Below are 16,313 nucleotides of genomic sequence, written 5' to 3' on the forward strand. Positions count from 1 at the left end.
GTGAAAAATTGGCCTATCAATATATCAAAACAGACATAGCCGATCGAATCGGAACGATTACAATTAATCGGCCGGAAGTGCGAAATGCTTTAAATCTTGACACGCTAAAAGAAATCGAAGCTGCTTTGGATGACTGGAGAAATAATAATGATGTGCTCGTCGTTATTTTTACAGGATCAGGCGAAAAGTCGTTTGCTGCAGGGGCAGATATTGCTCAGCTACAAAAACGAACAATGCTCGAAGCCTTACAGCCGAACATGACAGCTGTTTATCGAAAAATCGAAGAATACGAGAAAGCAACGATTGCTTCCATTAATGGATTTGCTTTAGGTGGCGGGCTTGAACTAGCCTTAGCCTGTGATATACGCATTGCATCTACCAATGCCAAGCTTGGCCTTCCTGAGTTAAATTTAGCGATCATTCCAGGGGCAGGTGGAACTCAGCGATTAACTAGGTTAGTAGGGAAAGGGAAAGCGATTGAAATGATATTAACTGGCGATATCTTAACAGCTCAAAAAGCGGAGGAAATTGGTTTAATCAGTAAAGCGGTTCCTTTTGATGAACTAATGACAGAAGCGAAAATGATGGCCGCTAAAATTTTGAAAAAAGGACCTTTAGCTGTCCGTCTTGCTAAAATAGTCATCCATCAAGGCGCAGACCTTGATATGGGTACAGCACTTTTACTAGAAAAATTCGCACAAACCATTTTGATGGGGTCAGAAGACAAAAATGAAGGTACGCAAGCATTTTTAGAAAAAAGGGCTCCTGAATTTACGGGAAAATAAGAGGAGGATTTAAATGGACTTTAAGTTTTCTGAAGATATAGAATTATTGCGTAAAGTGGTGAGAGATTTTGTTCTCGAGGAAGTAGAAGAAGTGGCAATGGAGATTGAGGAGCAGGATGAAATCCCAGAAAAAATTGTCAACATGTCTAAGGAGCTTGGCCTATTCGGCTTGGGTATCCCGGAAAAATATGGTGGTCTCGAGTTAGATATGGTTGGTAAATGTGCGATCTATGAAGAACTTGGAAAAACACATAATGGCTATACGACGTTGATCGGTGCACATACGGGTATCGGTTCAGTCGGGATTGTGGAACTAGGAACGGATCAACAAAAAGAAAAGTATTTGCCGAAAATGGCGAGCGGCGAATGGATCGGAGCTTTCGCCTTAACTGAGCCGAGTGCCGGTTCCAATGCAGCAAACCTAAAAACGACCGCCGTGAAAAAAGGAGATCGCTACATCATTAACGGATCAAAACACTATATTACAAACGCAGTCTGCGGTCATGTATTTACTGTTATGGCTGTTACGGATCCTTCAAAGGGTGCGAAAGGAATCACATCTTTTATTGTCGAAAAAGACTTTCCGGGATTCCAGCTCGGAGCGGTGGAGCGAAAGATGGGCTTGCGCGGATCCCATTCAGCAGAGCTATTTTTCGATAATATGGAGGTTCCAGCAGAGAACGTTTTAGGTGAGGAAGGAAAAGGGTATGTGAATGCCTTGAAAATCCTAGCCAACGGTCGGGCCGGCCTTGCAGCACGGAATCTAGGATCAAGCGAAAAGCTTCTTCAGATGAGCATGGATTATGCGATGCAAAGAGAGCAATTTGGGAAGCCGATCTTTGAACAGCAAGCCGTTCAGCATATGCTCGCTGACATGGCAATGGAAATTGAGGTTCTTCGGTCCATCACATACCGAGTTGCCTGGATGAGTGATCAGAAAATGCGTGTAGTAAAAGAAGCGGCCATCGCAAAGCTTTACGGTTCTGAAGTTTATAATAGAATCGCAGACTTAGCTGTTCAAATCCACGGAGGCATCGGCTACATGAAAGATTATCCAATTGAAAGATATTTCCGTGATGCGCGTATTACAAAAATCTATGAAGGAACAAGCCAAATACAAAAAAACATCATAGCTGGCGAATTAAAACGGGAATTCCAGTAGGAAAAAGGAGGGCGAGCATAGATGAGAAACGTAGTAATCGTTGAAGGGGTTCGAACAGCCATTGGAAAAATGGGGGGAGCCATAAAGGATATCGAAGTGGATGCTTTATCTGAGGTTGTAATGAAAGAAGTGTTAAAAAGAAGTGGAATTGCCGGAAGTGAAGTTGACCAGGTCGTTTGGGGACATGCCAAACAAAGTTCGGACCATCCTAATTTAGCCAGACTGGCCTCACTTAAAGCAGATATTCCAATTGAAATTCCAGGGTATACCGTGCACCGCCAATGTGCTTCGGGATTGCAGGCGATAATAAACGCGGCACAGGAAATCATGTGTGGGGACAGTGAAATCATCCTTGCAGGCGGAGCTGAGAGCATGAGTACCGCGCCTTATTATTTAAGAGGTGCAAGATATGGGTACGGTGCAGGGAATGCTGAAATCATAGATCCTAACACGGAGAGCCAGCCAAGGGCACAGCCAATAAATGTGTATGGACATTTAACGATGGGAATGACAGCGGAAAATCTCGTCGAAAGGTACGATATCAGCCGAGATGAACAGGACGAATTCGCCCATGAAAGTCAGGAAAAAGCGGCGGCGGCCATCTCAAAGGGAATTTTTCAAAGTGAAATTGTCCCAATTGAAATAAAAACCAGAAAAGAGACGATTCTTTTTGATAGAGATGAACATCCAAGGCTTACGTCGGTAGAAAAACTAGGCCAATTAAACCCTGTTTTCAAAAAGGGCGGAACCGTCACAGCGGGCAACTCAAGCGGTAGAAATGACGGTGCAAGTGCGCTTTTAATTATTTCTGAAGAAGAAGCAAATAAACGCGGCTTTAAGCCGAGGTTCCGACTCGTTTCACAAGCCTCAGCAGGAGTATCACCTGAAATCATGGGTATCGGACCTGTCCCGTCTACCATTAAAGCTCTAAAAAAAGCAGGTCTCACAATAGATGACATCGATTTAATTGAATTAAATGAAGCATTTGCAGCTCAAGCACTTGCCGTCGTAAAAGAATTAAAGATTGATCGTAACAAACTAAATGTGAATGGCGGGGCCATCGCATTAGGTCATCCAATTGGAGGGACTGGGGCCATTTTGATGACCAAATTAATGAAGGAAATGGAGCGCAGAGGGAGCAGGTACGGTCTCGTTACATTATGCATCGGTGGAGGTCAGGGCCTAACGGCGATTGTGGAAAATTTAATCATATAGTGCAATAAAATTACACTTTATCAGCGAGTTTGACTGATTTGTCAGCCAAATTTGTCAGTTTATCAGCCAAATTTAGCTGGTTGTCAGCCAAATTATGTGTTTTATCAGCCAATCAATTATTAAAAGGAGTGCATTATGACGAAGCCTAAAATATTACAAATCCTCTCCATGTATCATGAAGAGGGTGAGAAGATTTTGAATGAAGGCGCGCATGTCATTCGAACTGACAATTTGGACCCACACGTCCTTAATGAATTGGCTAAAGATGTCGAGGGAATTGTTCTTCGGGCGCCTGCCAAAATTACAAAAGAGATCATCGATGCCGCTCCGAACTTAAAGGTTATTTCAGGAGCAGGTGTCGGGCTGGACAATATCGATGTCTCATATGCGACAGAAAAGGGGATCCCTGTCCTCCACGCACCTTCCGTAAATAGCGTATCAACAGCCGAACATGCGGTCACTTTATTGATGGCATTAAGTAAAACATTGATTCCATTTCATAAAGAGATGATCAATGGAAACTATGAATCCAGAATGAGACTCAAAACATATGAGCTAAAAGGGAAGCGGGCTGGCTTAGTAGGATTCGGCAGTATATCAAAAGAGGTAGCAAAAAGATTAAAGATCGGCTTAGAAATGGACGTTACAGTTTGGGTGCGGAAATACGATGAACAAAAGCATGCATTCGCAAAGGAATTAGGCATTAAGGTAACGACTGACTTAGACGATATTTTTCAATCATCCGATTTTGTATCCCTCCATATTCCATTAACACAATATACAAGAGGGTTTATTAATAAGTCTCATTTTAACTTAATGAAATCCTCAGCCTACCTTATCAATACAGCTCGTGGAGGGATCGTTAATCATGAGGATCTATATGAGGCATTAAAAGACAAAAAAATAGCTGGAGCAGCACTAGATGTATTTGATCCGGAGCCTCCTCCGAAAGATCACCCAATACTTTTTTGCTCGAATGTAATTGTCACCCCGCATGTTGGCGGAACAACTGTAGAGTGCAATTATATGATGGCAACCACGGTTGCAAAAAATATATTAAAAGCGCTAAATGGAGAAGTACCAGATCATATCGGAAATCCAGAAGTCTTTATTAACGGCTCGTTTCAAAAAGATTCTTGTTTTTAAACTGGATTTAAATAATAGCAATCGGTGATTCTCCGATTGCTTCAAGTTCATTTCTGACTCGCATCAAGAATAAGTTCATTCTGCTATATTCTAAAGAAATATAGTGCAAAAATAGCCTTAAGATGGCAGGCAGGAGCTGGAAAAATGAGACATTATTCGGTTGCGCTTATTCCAGGGGATGGAATAGGTGTAGATGTAATCAGGGAAGGAAAAAAAGTATTAGACACATTATGTGAATTGGATGGAGGCATCTCCATTGAGTATGAACATTTCGATTGGAGTTGTGAATATTATCTCAAACATGGCAAAATGATGCCTGATAATGGTTTAGAACTACTTAAAGATTTCGATTCGATTTATTTGGGTGCAGTCGGCTATCCTGGTGTTCCCGATCATGTTTCCCTTTGGGGCCTCTTACTCCCGATCAGAAGGCAATTTCAGCAGTATATCAATATTCGGCCAGTTAAACTCCTTCGCGGGATCAAATCCCCGCTTGCAAACCGTGGCACGGATGACTTGGATTTCATCGTTGTTCGCGAAAACAACGAAGGGGAATATTCAAGTATTGGCGGAAGAATGTATGAAGGCACAAACATGGATATGGCGATACAAAACAGCGTTTTTACAAGGTATGGAACGGAAAGGGTATTAAAATATGCATTTGATCTAGCGAATCGCCAGGGGAAAAGAAAGCTTTTAACAGCTGCTACTAAGTCCAATGGAATTAATCATACAATGCCATTCTGGGACGAATATGTTCAAAAGATAAATAAAGAGTTTCCTGAAGTTAAAACAGACATTGTTCATATCGACGCCCTTTGTGCATTTTTCGTATCTAAACCTGATGCATTTGATGTCGTTGTAGCCTCCAATTTATTCGGTGACATTTTAACTGACTTAGGAGCTGCCATTGTTGGGGGAATGGGCATCGCCCCTTCAGCAAACATCAACCCTGAAAAGACATTCCCATCGATGTTTGAACCTGTACACGGATCGGCTCCCGATATTGCCGGAAAGGGACTCGCCAATCCAACTGCCGCCATGTGGACGGCCAGTATGATGCTAGACCATTTTGGTGAACACAGACTATCCTCAGCCCTCATGGACTCCCTTCAGGACATATTGGAGGAAGGGCAGTTCGTCACCCTTGACTTAGGCGGAAAAGCCACAACTGAAGAATTTGGCGATCAAGTCTGTCGAAAATTGAAAATGAAAAATATCTTACAAAATACAAAATAACCGTGAAAACGTGTGAAGATATTTAACTTTATTCAGAAGAAGTCTTCCATTACTCTAAGTGGCGAGATGAATGCAAAAAGGTATTCAATTCAGTGAGGGCTCAAACCTCGGCTGAATAAAGTTAAGCTTCCGGCGGATGCCTCAGATTTTTAAAGGAATTTATCGAGCAAGCTAAGGTAAAAATCTGGTCGCAAATACGCCAAGGCGAATTTGATAAGGATTATTTATATTCGAATAATTTATCCTTTTGGGAATCATGAAGATTCTTATATTTGACGAACAGGAATAAATATTAAATTCCGTCGCAAAATAACCTTGATTTTAAAACAAGGAGGAATCTGATTTGCAAAACCAACAGGGACAAATCATGCACGAAAATATGCATACGGGAATGGTTAACCAACATTTAAACCATGGGGGACACGAAGTCTTTGATGTTCATGAAGTACTGTCAGGAACGATAGGGACTTTAAATTTATATACTTTACTACGTCCGCATGTGAAAGATCAGGAGCTATTAAATATACTTGACCGTCAATATCAATTTATTCAAACCGAATATAATACAACCGTCGACTGTTTTAAGTCCGGGCAAAACCCAGCGGTCCCTACGCAAAGTTATGAAATGACCCAGGGAAATGATTTCATTTACGGATTAAAACCTTCTCAGCCTAAAAAGCCGCTGCAGTCTGTTTCAGAAATTACCGATGAATGCATTTCAGGTCTAATGCTTGGTTCTGTAAAATCGGCTGCTGGAATGAAAACAATGGCTGCATGTGAAGTAACGAACCCAGTCGTACGCAGAGTACTCGCTGACTCTGTGCCGAATTGTATCGAAATGGCCTATGAACTTTCGATTTATCAAAACAAGCACCATTACTATCAGGTGCCGCAGCTCGCTGGGCAAGACATGCAACAGCTATTAAATTCATTTGCACCAGCGCAAATAAATACACAAATGCCAAATCCAAATGCTACTCATTAATAATAATAAATACCTAAAAGGCGATTCTTCATACAAGAATCGCCTTTTTTCATGGAATATTATATTAAAATTACAAATTTCTATTAAAACTTCAAATATTTCGACAAAATCCATTTACTTTAGTGCCTAAATACTATTTAATAGATTTATGTTTTAAAATAATCAGATAATTAGATAGGGGGAGAAAGATGAAGAACATGTTAAAAAAATCATTTTTAGTAATTACTATGTTAACGTTAGCGATGTTAACAGCGTGTAGCGGCAATAGTTCAGAGACTGCCGGCGAAGAAAATCCTTCAAAAGACGGAGAACAAGGACAAGCTACCGAAACAGTGAACGCAAAAATAGGTGTCATTTCTTATTTAACTGGCCCTGGTGCGGCATATGGAGAAGCAATAACGAACGGGTTAAAATTAGCGCAAAAAGAAATTAATGATGAAGGTAAAGTAAATATTGAACTCGTTACGGAAGACTCAGCCGGTAAGCAAGAACAGGCATTATCTGCTGCCCAAAAATTGATGAGCGATGATAACATCGTTGCTCTCATTGGCCCAACATTAAGTACAGAAATGAATGTCGTTGGACCTGAAGCAGATTTAAATGGAATTCCGATCATGGGTACATCTACCACAGCAGAGGGTATTCCGCAAATTGGTGAGTACGTATTTAGAAATTCATTGCCCGAAGCACTAGCAATCCCAGCTGCAGTCCAAAAAGCGGTTGATAGTGTTGATGCCAAAAAAGTAGCGATTCTTTATGGAAACGATGATGTATTTACAAAGTCAGGCTTCGATACCATGAAAAAAGTAGCCGAAGATATGGGACTTGAAATTACGACAATTGAAACTTTTCAAAAAGGCCAAGCAGATTATAATGCACAATTAACAAAAATTAAGGGACAAAACCCGGACTTGATCTTATGTTCTGCTCTATATAACGAAGGGGCAGTTATCATGGACCAAGCCAGAAAAATGGGCGTTGATGTCCCATTTGTAGGTGGAAACGGATTTAACTCTCCACAGGTGATTGAAATTGCAGGGGAAGCTTCTAACGGATTAATCGTAGCCACTCCATGGTTTGGTGAAAAGGAAGATGCAAAAGTTCAAGCTTTTAATGAAAAATATGAAGCGGCATATGGAAAGAAACCAGATCAATTTGCAGCTCAAGCCTATGATGCACTTTATATTTATGCAGAGGCCCTGAAAAATGCCGGAGAGGCTGACCGTGATAAGGTTCGTGATGCTCTTTCCGAAATAAAAGACTTGGAAGGAATCCTAGGCAGTTTCTCCTTCGATAAAGATGGAGATGTCGTTATGGACCCAACAGTTCTTATTATTAAAGACGGAAAGTTCCAACCGTTTGAATAAAACTAAAAATTCCATCAGTAAGGGATTTATTGCATCCCTTCTGGTGGTTCATTTTTTTATTACAAAAAATTAATAATTAAAGGGTGAGATGTCTTGCTGTTAGAACAGTTAATTAACGGAATAACACTTGGTAGCATCTATGCCATCGTTGCCCTCGGATTCACTCTAGTTTTCGGAGTTCTTGGCATCATTAATATGGCGCATGGTGAAATTTTTATGTTTGGCGCTTTTACCGGAGTAATCATAACAAGTACGCTTGGTTTACCAATTTGGATAGCGTTTGTTGCAGCAATTATAGTTACGGCCATTTTAGGGTATTTACTTGAGCGTTTTGCTCTACGTCCATTAAGGGGAAAACAAGGCGTTTCACACTTAGCTCCCTTAATCAGTACAATCGGAGCATCAATCGTTCTCGAAAACCTTTCTCACCATATATTCGGAGCAGGAAATCATCCTTTCAAAAATGCGTTTTCTGAGATTAATTTTAAAATCGGTTCTATAACCGTTTATTTAGTACAAATCTTAATTTTTGTCATCTCAATTCTATTAATGATGGTCCTCTCTTATTGGCTATTAAAAACAAAAGCTGGGAAGGCCTTAAGAGCAACCGCAGAGAATTTAGAGACAGCGAGTATCCTTGGTGTAAACACAAAACGAATCATCATTTTAACGGTTGTCATCGCATCTGCGATGGGAGGGATTGCTGGGATCTTAGTCGGAATGGCATTTAACTCCGTCAATCCGCAAATGGGTTTATCCATGGGGCTAAAAGGTCTAGCAATTATTATTTTAGGTGGTATGGGTAATGTAAAAGGTGCAATGGCCGGCGGGCTGATCCTTGGTTTATCTGAGACTTTGATCGTCGCTTATGGCGATTCAGGTTATCGTGACGCTGTTGCATTTATCACAATTATTTTTATTCTTTTGTTAAGGCCTCAAGGAATATTCGGCAAAAAAACATCAGAGGCAGGACGGTGACGGAATGCTCGGAGAATTAATCAATCCATATTACTTACAAATTGCTTCATTCATTCTGATCAATATTATTCTTGGATTAAGCATTTATATTACTCTTTCTTCAGGTCAACTTTCTCTCGGAAGTGCAGGGTTTATGGGGATTGGTGCGTATACATCAACATTATTAACAATTAATTTTGATATTCCAATCATCATTGGCATCCTTGTGGGATCATTAGTTGCAGGAATATTCGGGATTATTATCGGTATCCCTTCTCTCAGATTACAAGGCGTTTATTTGGCGATAGCTACCCTTGGCTTTGGTGAAGTCATGCGTGTGTTCTTTGTAAACTGGGAATCTGTTACAAAAGGAGCCGTTGGTATTTCAGGGATTCCTCATATCGGGCGAGAATTATTTAAAATGGTTAAGGATGCTGGATTTGATCCAGCAATGATTGGGCTAAAGAATAATCAATTTGTTTTTTTACTCGTATTTATCATCTTGCTTCTCATCAATATCCTGCTCATTTGGTTTTTTATCAGACAAAATCAATCACGGGTTGGACGAGCTTTCGCATCGATAAAAATGGATGAAAAGGCTGCAGAATCTATGGGGATTAATATTACTTATTATAAGGTGCTGGCCTTTACTCAAGGTGCAATCATATCCGGATTTGCGGGGGCGTTATTTGCCCATGTAATGGCTTATATTAGTCCGGCAGATTTTGCCTATCATCGTGCTGTTGAAATCCTCATTTTTGCTATATTCGGTGGCAGTGAAGTCATTTGGGGTGCTGTTTTTGGAGCGACGTTCATGACTGTATTGCCAGAGGCATTAAGATTTATCGCCGAATATCGCTATATGATTTACGGACTTATTCTTATCATCATGATGGCATTCCGTCCACAAGGGATTATCGATGCATCGGTTTTGCAATGGTTTCAAAAGATAAAGCTGCCAAAAAGGGGGATCACCAATGGTTCTAAAAATAAACAACATTACTAAAAATTTTGGCGGCATCTCCGCTTTAACCGATGTTTCTTTTACATTAAACGAAGGGGAAATCTATGGATTAATCGGTCCTAACGGTGCCGGCAAAACGACAATGTTCAATATCATTACAAGTATGTTTCCCCCAACCTCTGGGGAAATCACCTTCAATGGGGATTCAATAACGGGGATTAAACCACATAAAATCACCGAAAAGGGGATTTGCCGCACCTTTCAAAATATCAGGCTCTTTTCCCAAATGACTGCTCTGGAGAACGTGATGGTTGGGGGACATTGCCGCAGTACATCAGGTGTTTTAAAGGGCGTCTTTCGTACAAAAGCACAGCGTAATGAAGAAAAAAAACTGACAGATACCGCAATAGATTTATTGGAATTAGTAGGTTTAGCAGGCTTTGAGGAGGTTATAGCTGAAAATTTAGCATATGGACAACAGCGAAGACTTGAAATCGCGAGAGCTTTAGCTAGTAATCCTAGGCTATTATTGCTAGATGAGCCTGCTGCGGGCATGAATGAAACTGAAACGGACAGTTTGTTTGATTTAATTAAAAAAGTGCAAGCGCGAGGGACTACCGTTTTAATCATCGAACATGATATGCCCCTAGTAATGAAGCTTTGTGATCGAATTACAGTATTAAATTTTGGGAAGAAGCTTGCAGAAGGAACACCGGAGGAAATTCAAAACAATCAGGCGGTCATCGAAGCCTACCTCGGTTCAGAGGAGGAAGATCATATTGCTTAAAATAACAGATATCGAGACTTTTTATGGGAAAATTCAAGCATTAAAAGGAATTAGTCTAGATGTAGAACAAGGGAAGATTGTAACACTTCTCGGGGCAAATGGTGCCGGCAAAACGACGACGATGAAAACAATCGCTGGGTTATTAACACCTCAGCGCGGGAAAATTGAATTTCAAGGGGAAGATGTAACAGGCTTAAGACCGGACCAGCTTCTAAGAAAAGGAATTGCACTTGTTCCAGAAGGAAGAGCGATTCTTGCGGGAATGACGGTTATGGAAAATCTTGAAATGGGTGCCTACCATCGAAAAGATAAGGAAATCAATAAAGACATTGAAAATGTTATGAAACATTTCCCTATTTTAAAGGAAAGAAAGGATCAGCTTGGCGGAACGATGTCAGGCGGGCAGCAGCAAATGCTCGCAATTGCGAGGGCATTGCTTTCAAGACCGAAGCTTTTATTGCTGGATGAGCCTTCCATGGGACTTGCGCCTTTAATTGTTGCTGATATTTTTAAGATTATAAGAGAAATTAAAGATGACGGGACAACCGTTCTTCTTGTCGAGCAAAATGCAAAACAAGCTCTAAAAATCGCCGACTATGGCTATGTAATGGAAACGGGTAAAATTATCATTAACGGAAAAGCTGCTGATCTATTAGATGATCCGCGAATCGTAGAAGCTTACCTTGGAAGAAAATCAACATAGGCTTTTACGGAAATAATACAACGAAGACTCCGATGGATTCGGGGTCTTTCTTCGTCTATGGAATTATTGAATAAATGGAAATACTAAATGTAGTTTCTATCAATCCTAAAGGAGGGAAGCTTATGACAAATTTCTGTCCTGTTCTCTGGCCGGAGGAACCGACCCCGGAACATTTCAAGAATTGCAGTGAGTGTGGACTTAATGAACACGGCTCACGAATGATTTGGGGAGAAGGGAATCCCGAAGCGCCAATTATGGTCGTGCTGGACAATCCGGGAGCACGCGAGGATCGGGAGGGAAATCCAATTGTATGCGGTACCCGACAAACATTACAAGAAGCGGTAAATCATGTCGGTTTGATCAAAGAAGACGTGTATGTAACCTATATTTTAAAAAGAAAACCTGTGCGTGCATATGATAAAGAACGTACCCGGCAAATCTGTATGATTCATCTAAAAGAACAGCTTCAGTTCAAACAGCCTGCTTTAATTGTTTGCTTAGGGAATATTGCAGTTCAATCCTTTTTCCAAAATCCTGAGGCGGATGTGAAGGCATTACGGGGTAAGATGTATCGTGTTCAAGGCTTTCAAACGGCGGTAGGCTACCATCCATTAGCAGTTAGAAGACGACCGAATATGCGGAAGCTATTTGTTGAAGATTGGATGTTTGTTGCGAAGCAATATCAAAATTAATTTGAAAATTACTGGCAATTTATTAAAAACTAATACATTTTGTAATCGGCTAACAGTTAAATTACATAAAAACCTTCAAATTAGAGCACCTATCTAATTTGAGGGTTTTTTTCATAAGAAATAGTATTGATCAGACGACTCTGGGTGGCATCAGGAAAATAGCTAACAACGCTCCGTCCCCATTTCCTCCATAAAAAACATCTTTTCGCAAAATAATTCATAAAATAGAAAACAAAGGCACTAAAAAAGAAAAAAATAGATACTGGAGTGGCCATGGAAAATATTATTCACTTGTTGGAAGCTGTTCAACTTACGAATCAGCGCTGCGTACTAGCAATGATCATACATATTGATGGAACAGCCTATTTAAAGGAAGGAACTTCGCGGGATACGATGGGAAAATAACCATTCTTTTGGAAGCTGTCACGGAAAAATGTAAAAAGGAACTCATGTTTTTAAAATTGGCTTTGGAAAAAACGTAAATATTGTTGGTTAAAAAGTAATAAATTTTGCGAAAATAGCAAAAATAAATGATAAATTTTTGACAATGTGGGTTTTACTGTTAGTTATTCAGCTGGTAAGAAAGAGGGAGGGGATAAAACGTGCATATCATAGGGAAAAGTGTGTACCGGAAGGATTCTGATGAAAAAGTAATGGGGAAAGCAAAATATACAAATGATTTCGATTCGAAAGACATGCTGCATGCAAAAATGGTGACGAGCCCATATGCACATGCAATGATTACCCATATTGATGAATCTGAGGCGCTAGAAATACCTGGTGTGCGTGCAGTGATTAAAGGCGGCAATCTCCCTTTAACTGGGGAAGAAATCCGGGACCGGCCGCCAATTGCATTTGATCGTGTTCGTTATCATGGTGAAGTAGTAGCGCTTGTAGTAGCTGATACACCTTATCTTGCAATACGCGGAGCAGTTGCAATAAAAGTTCAATACAAGTTGCTTCCAGTGGTGAATTCCCCCAGTCAAGCTTTAGCCCCCGATGCACCAATTATTCATGAGAATCTAGCAAACTATAAAATAATGCCCGGTGCCTATCCAGAGCCTGGTACCAATGTGGCTCACCGGACAAAAATTCGCAAAGGCGATATAAAACGCGGTTGGGAAGAGAGTACACATACAGTGGAAGCTAATTTTTCATTCCGACCTTCTGATCATGTGGCAATGGAAACAAGATGTTCATTTGCACAAATTCATCCAAATGGAAATATTGAAATAACATCATCATCACAAGCTCCTTTTATGATTAAAAGAATGATAGGAGAGTATTTCAATGTCGAATCCGGAAAAATAATCGTTCATACTCCTTTAGTTGGTGGTGCTTTTGGAGGGAAAGCGTCCATTCAATTGGAAATCTTAGCGTACATTGCTTCAAAAGCTGTCAATGGAAAATTAGTGAAACTACTTAATAGCCGCGAAGATGATATTATTACATCACCCGGTCATATCGGCCTCGATGCGACAGTCAAGCTCGGCTGCACAGACGAAGGGATCATAAAGGTCGCTGAAATCCTTTACTTGTTTGATGGAGGCGCGTCCGCCGATAAATCAGCAGACCTAAGCAGGGCGGGAGCTGTAGATTGTACCGGCCCTTATCATATTGAAAATATTTGGTGTGATTCCTTGTGTATGTATACAAACCATCCATATGCCGCACCATTTAGAGGCTTTGCCCATTCGGAGGTATTGTTTGCTTTTGAAAGAACAATGGACATCCTAGCAAAAAAAATCAACATGGATTCACTTGAACTCCGATATAAAAATGCGATTATGCCAGGAAATACGACACCAACACAAGTTCTACTGAATTCTAGTAACGTTGGAAACCTGCAAAAATGTATTTTAAGATTAAAAGAGTTAATAAATTGGGATGAAGGCCAAATGATGGATCTAGGAAATCATAAAGTACGAGCAAAAGGAATTAGCTGTATTTGGAAAACATCTACGATTGATCCAAATTCCAGTTCCGGTGTGATCTTAACATTTAATCCGGATGGCAGCATTAATTTAATTTCGGGTGTTGTAGAGATCGGTACAGGAACGAAGACGATCTTAGCCCAAATGTTAGCGGAAAAAATGAAAATGAACATTGAAAATATCCATGTGCAAATGGAAGTCAATTCACAAAATACCCCTGAACATTGGAAAACGGTTGCCAGCAGAGGTACCTTTATGGCTGGAAGAGCGCTTTTAGAAGCTGCGGATGATGCTATACGTCAGTTGAAGCAAATTGCCGCCTGTGTTTTGCGTGTATCTGATGAGGATTTAGAAGTCGGGTTTGGCCAAGTGTACTTAAAAGATGATCCGAGTATAAAGATAGCCATTAAAGATATTGCATATGGCTATACGTACCCGAATGGAAATGCCATAGGCGGCCAAATTATTGGACGCGGTAACTATATTTTAAGACACATTACTTATTTGGACAAAGAGACCGGGGCTGGTAAACCGGGTCCTGAATGGACAGTAGGTGCTCAAGGTGTTGAAATCGAAATCGATACAAGGGATTTTACTTACAAAATTTTAAGAGCGGTATCCGTCATCGACATTGGGCGGGTTCTTAATCGAATGACTGCATTGGGGCAAGTAAAGGGCGCAATGAGTATTGGCCTATCCTTTGCTGGAAGGGAAACCTTTGTTTTTGACACATATGGAAGGGTTCTTAATCACCAATTTAGAACATACCGCCCCATTCGATTTGGGGAGCATCCAGAATATATCGCTGATTTTGTTGAAACCCCGCAAATCGACGCACCATACGGAGCACGAGGTGTCGGGGAGCACGGATTGCTTGGCATGCCTGCCTCATTAGGCAATAGCCTATCAACTGCACTTTCTGTCCCAATCAACAACCTACCCCTCATTCCAGAATTACTTTGGAGGATCAAAGAAGGGGGGCAATCCCAGTGATCTCTACTGAAATCGAATACTATAAACCTGCAAGCCTGAAAGAGGCCACTGAATTATTTTTCGCCTTAAAGCATGAAAACAAACAGCCGATGTATTATTCTGGCGGCACCGAAATCATTACTTTTCGGAGATTAAATCTCATCCATACAGGGGCGATCATCGACATAAAAGGCATACCTGAATGTATGATCTTTAATATAAATGAGGACTTTCTAATAACAGGGGCGGCACTTCCTTTAACTTTATTAGAAGAAAAAAATTTTTTTCCACTTCTCAGTCAAGTTTCGAGTGGTGTAGCTGATCGCACGGCTAGAAATAAGATTACTGTAGGTGGAAATATAAGCGGTCAGATTTTTTATCGTGAAGCTGTACTCCCATTCCTGTTGGCGGATAGTTATGCGATTGTTGCAGGATTAAGCGGAGTGAAAAGCGTGCCTGTCAATGAGATATTCAACCAAACACTTCAGCTTGAGGATGGGCAGTTTCTTGTTCAGCTTATGACAGACCGGAGTTTTCTGACTCTCCCTTATTTAAGTATCAAAAAGAGGCAGCAATGGGAAACCGGATATCCATTAATTACAATTGCTGCCCTAAAAAAAGATGATCAAATCAGATTTGCCTTTAGCGGACTTTGCCCGTTCCCGTTTCGTTCATTCGAAGTTGAAAGAGAATTAAATAATCTTCTCTTACCCTTAGATGAAAGAATCCATCTTGCCATTGAACATCTGCCGGGTCCAATACTTAATGATGTTGAAGGATCAAGTGAATACCGATTATTCGTGCTAAGAAATACATTGATGGATATTCTTCTAGAAATGGAGGGGAAATAAATGGATGTTACACCATTAAAAAAACTTAATGTCCCGCTTCATATTAATGGAGAAATTTATCATACGGAAATAAGACCAGCAAGCACACTTCTGTCTGTTCTCCGTGAACAATTAGCTTTAAATGGGGCGAAGCCGGGCTGCCTAAATGGAGATTGCGGCGCATGTACGATCATAATGGATGAGACCCCATACAAGTCCTGTATTATGCTTGCTATCGAAGCAGTTGAACATAAAATAATAACGATTGAAGGCTTAATAAATACGCCTATCCAAAAGGCGTTTATTGAACATTTTGCCTTCCAATGCGGATATTGTACCCCTGGCTTCATTATGAATTGTCAAGCCTTGCTGACGAATCATCCAAATCCGAACCAAGAAACGATTAGGGAATGGTTAGCGTCAAATATTTGCAGGTGCACTAGCTATGAAGAAATTGAAAATGCGGTGAAGTCGGTCATTCAATTTAATACGGAACCGAGGAGTGAATAAAAAAAGCCTAGGTAGTTAGAAAGAAAAATGAACATATCGCCCAATTCTGCATATGATTTGAATGA

General features: G+C 40.6%; 16 protein-coding genes. All 16 read left to right on the forward strand.

Going from position 1 to position 16,313, the window contains the following annotated elements; translation table 11 throughout:
* Nucleotides 1-8: 8 nt before the first annotated feature.
* The 16 genes from BGM26_RS05405 (at nt 9) to BGM26_RS05475 (ending at nt 16,248) form a co-directional block, all read left to right on the forward strand.
* Entirely contained in the window at nt 9-785 is a 777-nt protein-coding gene (locus BGM26_RS05405) for an enoyl-CoA hydratase/isomerase family protein (protein WP_254119044.1), read from the forward strand.
* 13 nt (nt 786-798) lie between these two features.
* Nucleotides 799-1,947: an acyl-CoA dehydrogenase family protein gene (locus tag BGM26_RS05410; RefSeq protein WP_217038691.1), complete on the forward strand. Its 1,149-nt coding sequence runs from the start codon at nt 799-801 to the stop codon at nt 1,945-1,947.
* A 21-nt stretch (nt 1,948-1,968) separates the two neighbouring features.
* The gene (locus BGM26_RS05415) at nt 1,969-3,162 is read left to right on the forward strand and encodes a thiolase family protein (protein ID WP_217038692.1); all 1,194 of its coding nucleotides are present in this window, start codon (nt 1,969-1,971) and stop codon (nt 3,160-3,162) included.
* Nucleotides 3,163-3,297: 135 nt separating this feature from the next.
* On the forward strand, nt 3,298-4,308 hold the full coding sequence (locus tag BGM26_RS05420) for a hydroxyacid dehydrogenase (RefSeq protein ID WP_217038693.1): 1,011 nt from the start codon (nt 3,298-3,300) through the stop codon (nt 4,306-4,308).
* Nucleotides 4,309-4,452: 144 nt separating this feature from the next.
* Entirely contained in the window at nt 4,453-5,547 is a 1,095-nt protein-coding gene (locus BGM26_RS05425) for a tartrate dehydrogenase (RefSeq protein WP_217038694.1), read from the forward strand.
* A gap of 343 nt (nt 5,548-5,890) precedes the next feature.
* The gene (locus BGM26_RS05430; protein ID WP_217038695.1) at nt 5,891-6,532 is read left to right on the forward strand and encodes a spore coat protein; all 642 of its coding nucleotides are present in this window, start codon (nt 5,891-5,893) and stop codon (nt 6,530-6,532) included.
* A 188-nt stretch (nt 6,533-6,720) separates the two neighbouring features.
* Nucleotides 6,721-7,899, forward strand: coding sequence for an ABC transporter substrate-binding protein (locus BGM26_RS05435; protein WP_217038696.1), 1,179 nt, complete (start codon nt 6,721-6,723; stop codon nt 7,897-7,899).
* A gap of 93 nt (nt 7,900-7,992) precedes the next feature.
* Nucleotides 7,993-8,877 carry a branched-chain amino acid ABC transporter permease gene (locus BGM26_RS05440; protein ID WP_217038697.1) on the forward strand — a complete coding sequence of 295 codons (885 nt, stop codon included), beginning with the start codon at nt 7,993-7,995 and terminating at the stop codon, nt 8,875-8,877.
* A 4-nt stretch (nt 8,878-8,881) separates the two neighbouring features.
* Nucleotides 8,882-9,862, forward strand: a complete 981-nt coding sequence (locus BGM26_RS05445; protein ID WP_217038698.1) for a branched-chain amino acid ABC transporter permease — start codon at nt 8,882-8,884, stop codon at nt 9,860-9,862.
* Nucleotides 9,834-10,607, forward strand: a complete 774-nt coding sequence (locus tag BGM26_RS05450; protein ID WP_217038699.1) for an ABC transporter ATP-binding protein — start codon at nt 9,834-9,836, stop codon at nt 10,605-10,607. The genes BGM26_RS05445 and BGM26_RS05450 overlap by 29 nt, the downstream gene beginning before the upstream one ends.
* The gene (locus BGM26_RS05455; RefSeq protein WP_217038700.1) at nt 10,600-11,310 is read left to right on the forward strand and encodes an ABC transporter ATP-binding protein; all 711 of its coding nucleotides are present in this window, start codon (nt 10,600-10,602) and stop codon (nt 11,308-11,310) included. Before BGM26_RS05450 ends, BGM26_RS05455 begins: the two co-directional genes overlap by 8 nt.
* Before the next feature lie 122 nt (nt 11,311-11,432).
* Nucleotides 11,433-12,002: a uracil-DNA glycosylase gene (locus tag BGM26_RS05460; protein ID WP_217038701.1), complete on the forward strand. Its 570-nt coding sequence runs from the start codon at nt 11,433-11,435 to the stop codon at nt 12,000-12,002.
* Between the two features lie 273 nt (nt 12,003-12,275).
* A complete protein-coding gene (locus BGM26_RS21645; RefSeq protein WP_302053219.1) occupies nt 12,276-12,407 on the forward strand; it encodes a hypothetical protein in 132 nt (43 codons plus the stop codon).
* Nucleotides 12,408-12,604: 197 nt separating this feature from the next.
* Complete coding sequence (locus BGM26_RS05465; RefSeq protein ID WP_217038702.1) at nt 12,605-14,929, forward strand: xanthine dehydrogenase family protein molybdopterin-binding subunit; 2,325 nt, start codon at nt 12,605-12,607, stop codon at nt 14,927-14,929.
* Nucleotides 14,926-15,759, forward strand: coding sequence for an FAD binding domain-containing protein (locus tag BGM26_RS05470; protein ID WP_217038703.1), 834 nt, complete (start codon nt 14,926-14,928; stop codon nt 15,757-15,759). The genes BGM26_RS05465 and BGM26_RS05470 overlap by 4 nt, the downstream gene beginning before the upstream one ends.
* Nucleotides 15,760-16,248, forward strand: a complete 489-nt coding sequence (locus BGM26_RS05475) for a (2Fe-2S)-binding protein (protein WP_217038704.1) — start codon at nt 15,760-15,762, stop codon at nt 16,246-16,248. It abuts the gene before it with no gap.
* The last annotated feature ends 65 nt before the right edge of the window (nt 16,249-16,313 follow it).

This window comes from Bacillus sp. FJAT-29790 (assembly GCF_019039215.1).
Lineage (GTDB): Bacteria > Bacillota > Bacilli > Bacillales > Cytobacillaceae > Cytobacillus.

Coding starts and splice junctions, on each gene's coding strand:
- BGM26_RS05460 (WP_217038701.1), top strand. CDS start 11,433: ATGACAAATTTCTGTCCTGTTCTCTGGCCGGAGGAACCGACCCCGGAA.
- BGM26_RS05420 (WP_217038693.1), top strand. CDS start 3,298: ATGACGAAGCCTAAAATATTACAAATCCTCTCCATGTATCATGAAGAG.
- BGM26_RS05475 (WP_217038704.1), top strand. CDS start 15,760: ATGGATGTTACACCATTAAAAAAACTTAATGTCCCGCTTCATATTAAT.
- BGM26_RS05450 (WP_217038699.1), top strand. CDS start 9,834: ATGGTTCTAAAAATAAACAACATTACTAAAAATTTTGGCGGCATCTCC.
- BGM26_RS05410 (WP_217038691.1), top strand. CDS start 799: ATGGACTTTAAGTTTTCTGAAGATATAGAATTATTGCGTAAAGTGGTG.
- BGM26_RS05445 (WP_217038698.1), top strand. CDS start 8,882: ATGCTCGGAGAATTAATCAATCCATATTACTTACAAATTGCTTCATTC.
- BGM26_RS05415 (WP_217038692.1), top strand. CDS start 1,969: ATGAGAAACGTAGTAATCGTTGAAGGGGTTCGAACAGCCATTGGAAAA.
- BGM26_RS05425 (WP_217038694.1), top strand. CDS start 4,453: ATGAGACATTATTCGGTTGCGCTTATTCCAGGGGATGGAATAGGTGTA.
- BGM26_RS05435 (WP_217038696.1), top strand. CDS start 6,721: ATGAAGAACATGTTAAAAAAATCATTTTTAGTAATTACTATGTTAACG.
- BGM26_RS21645 (WP_302053219.1), top strand. CDS start 12,276: ATGGAAAATATTATTCACTTGTTGGAAGCTGTTCAACTTACGAATCAG.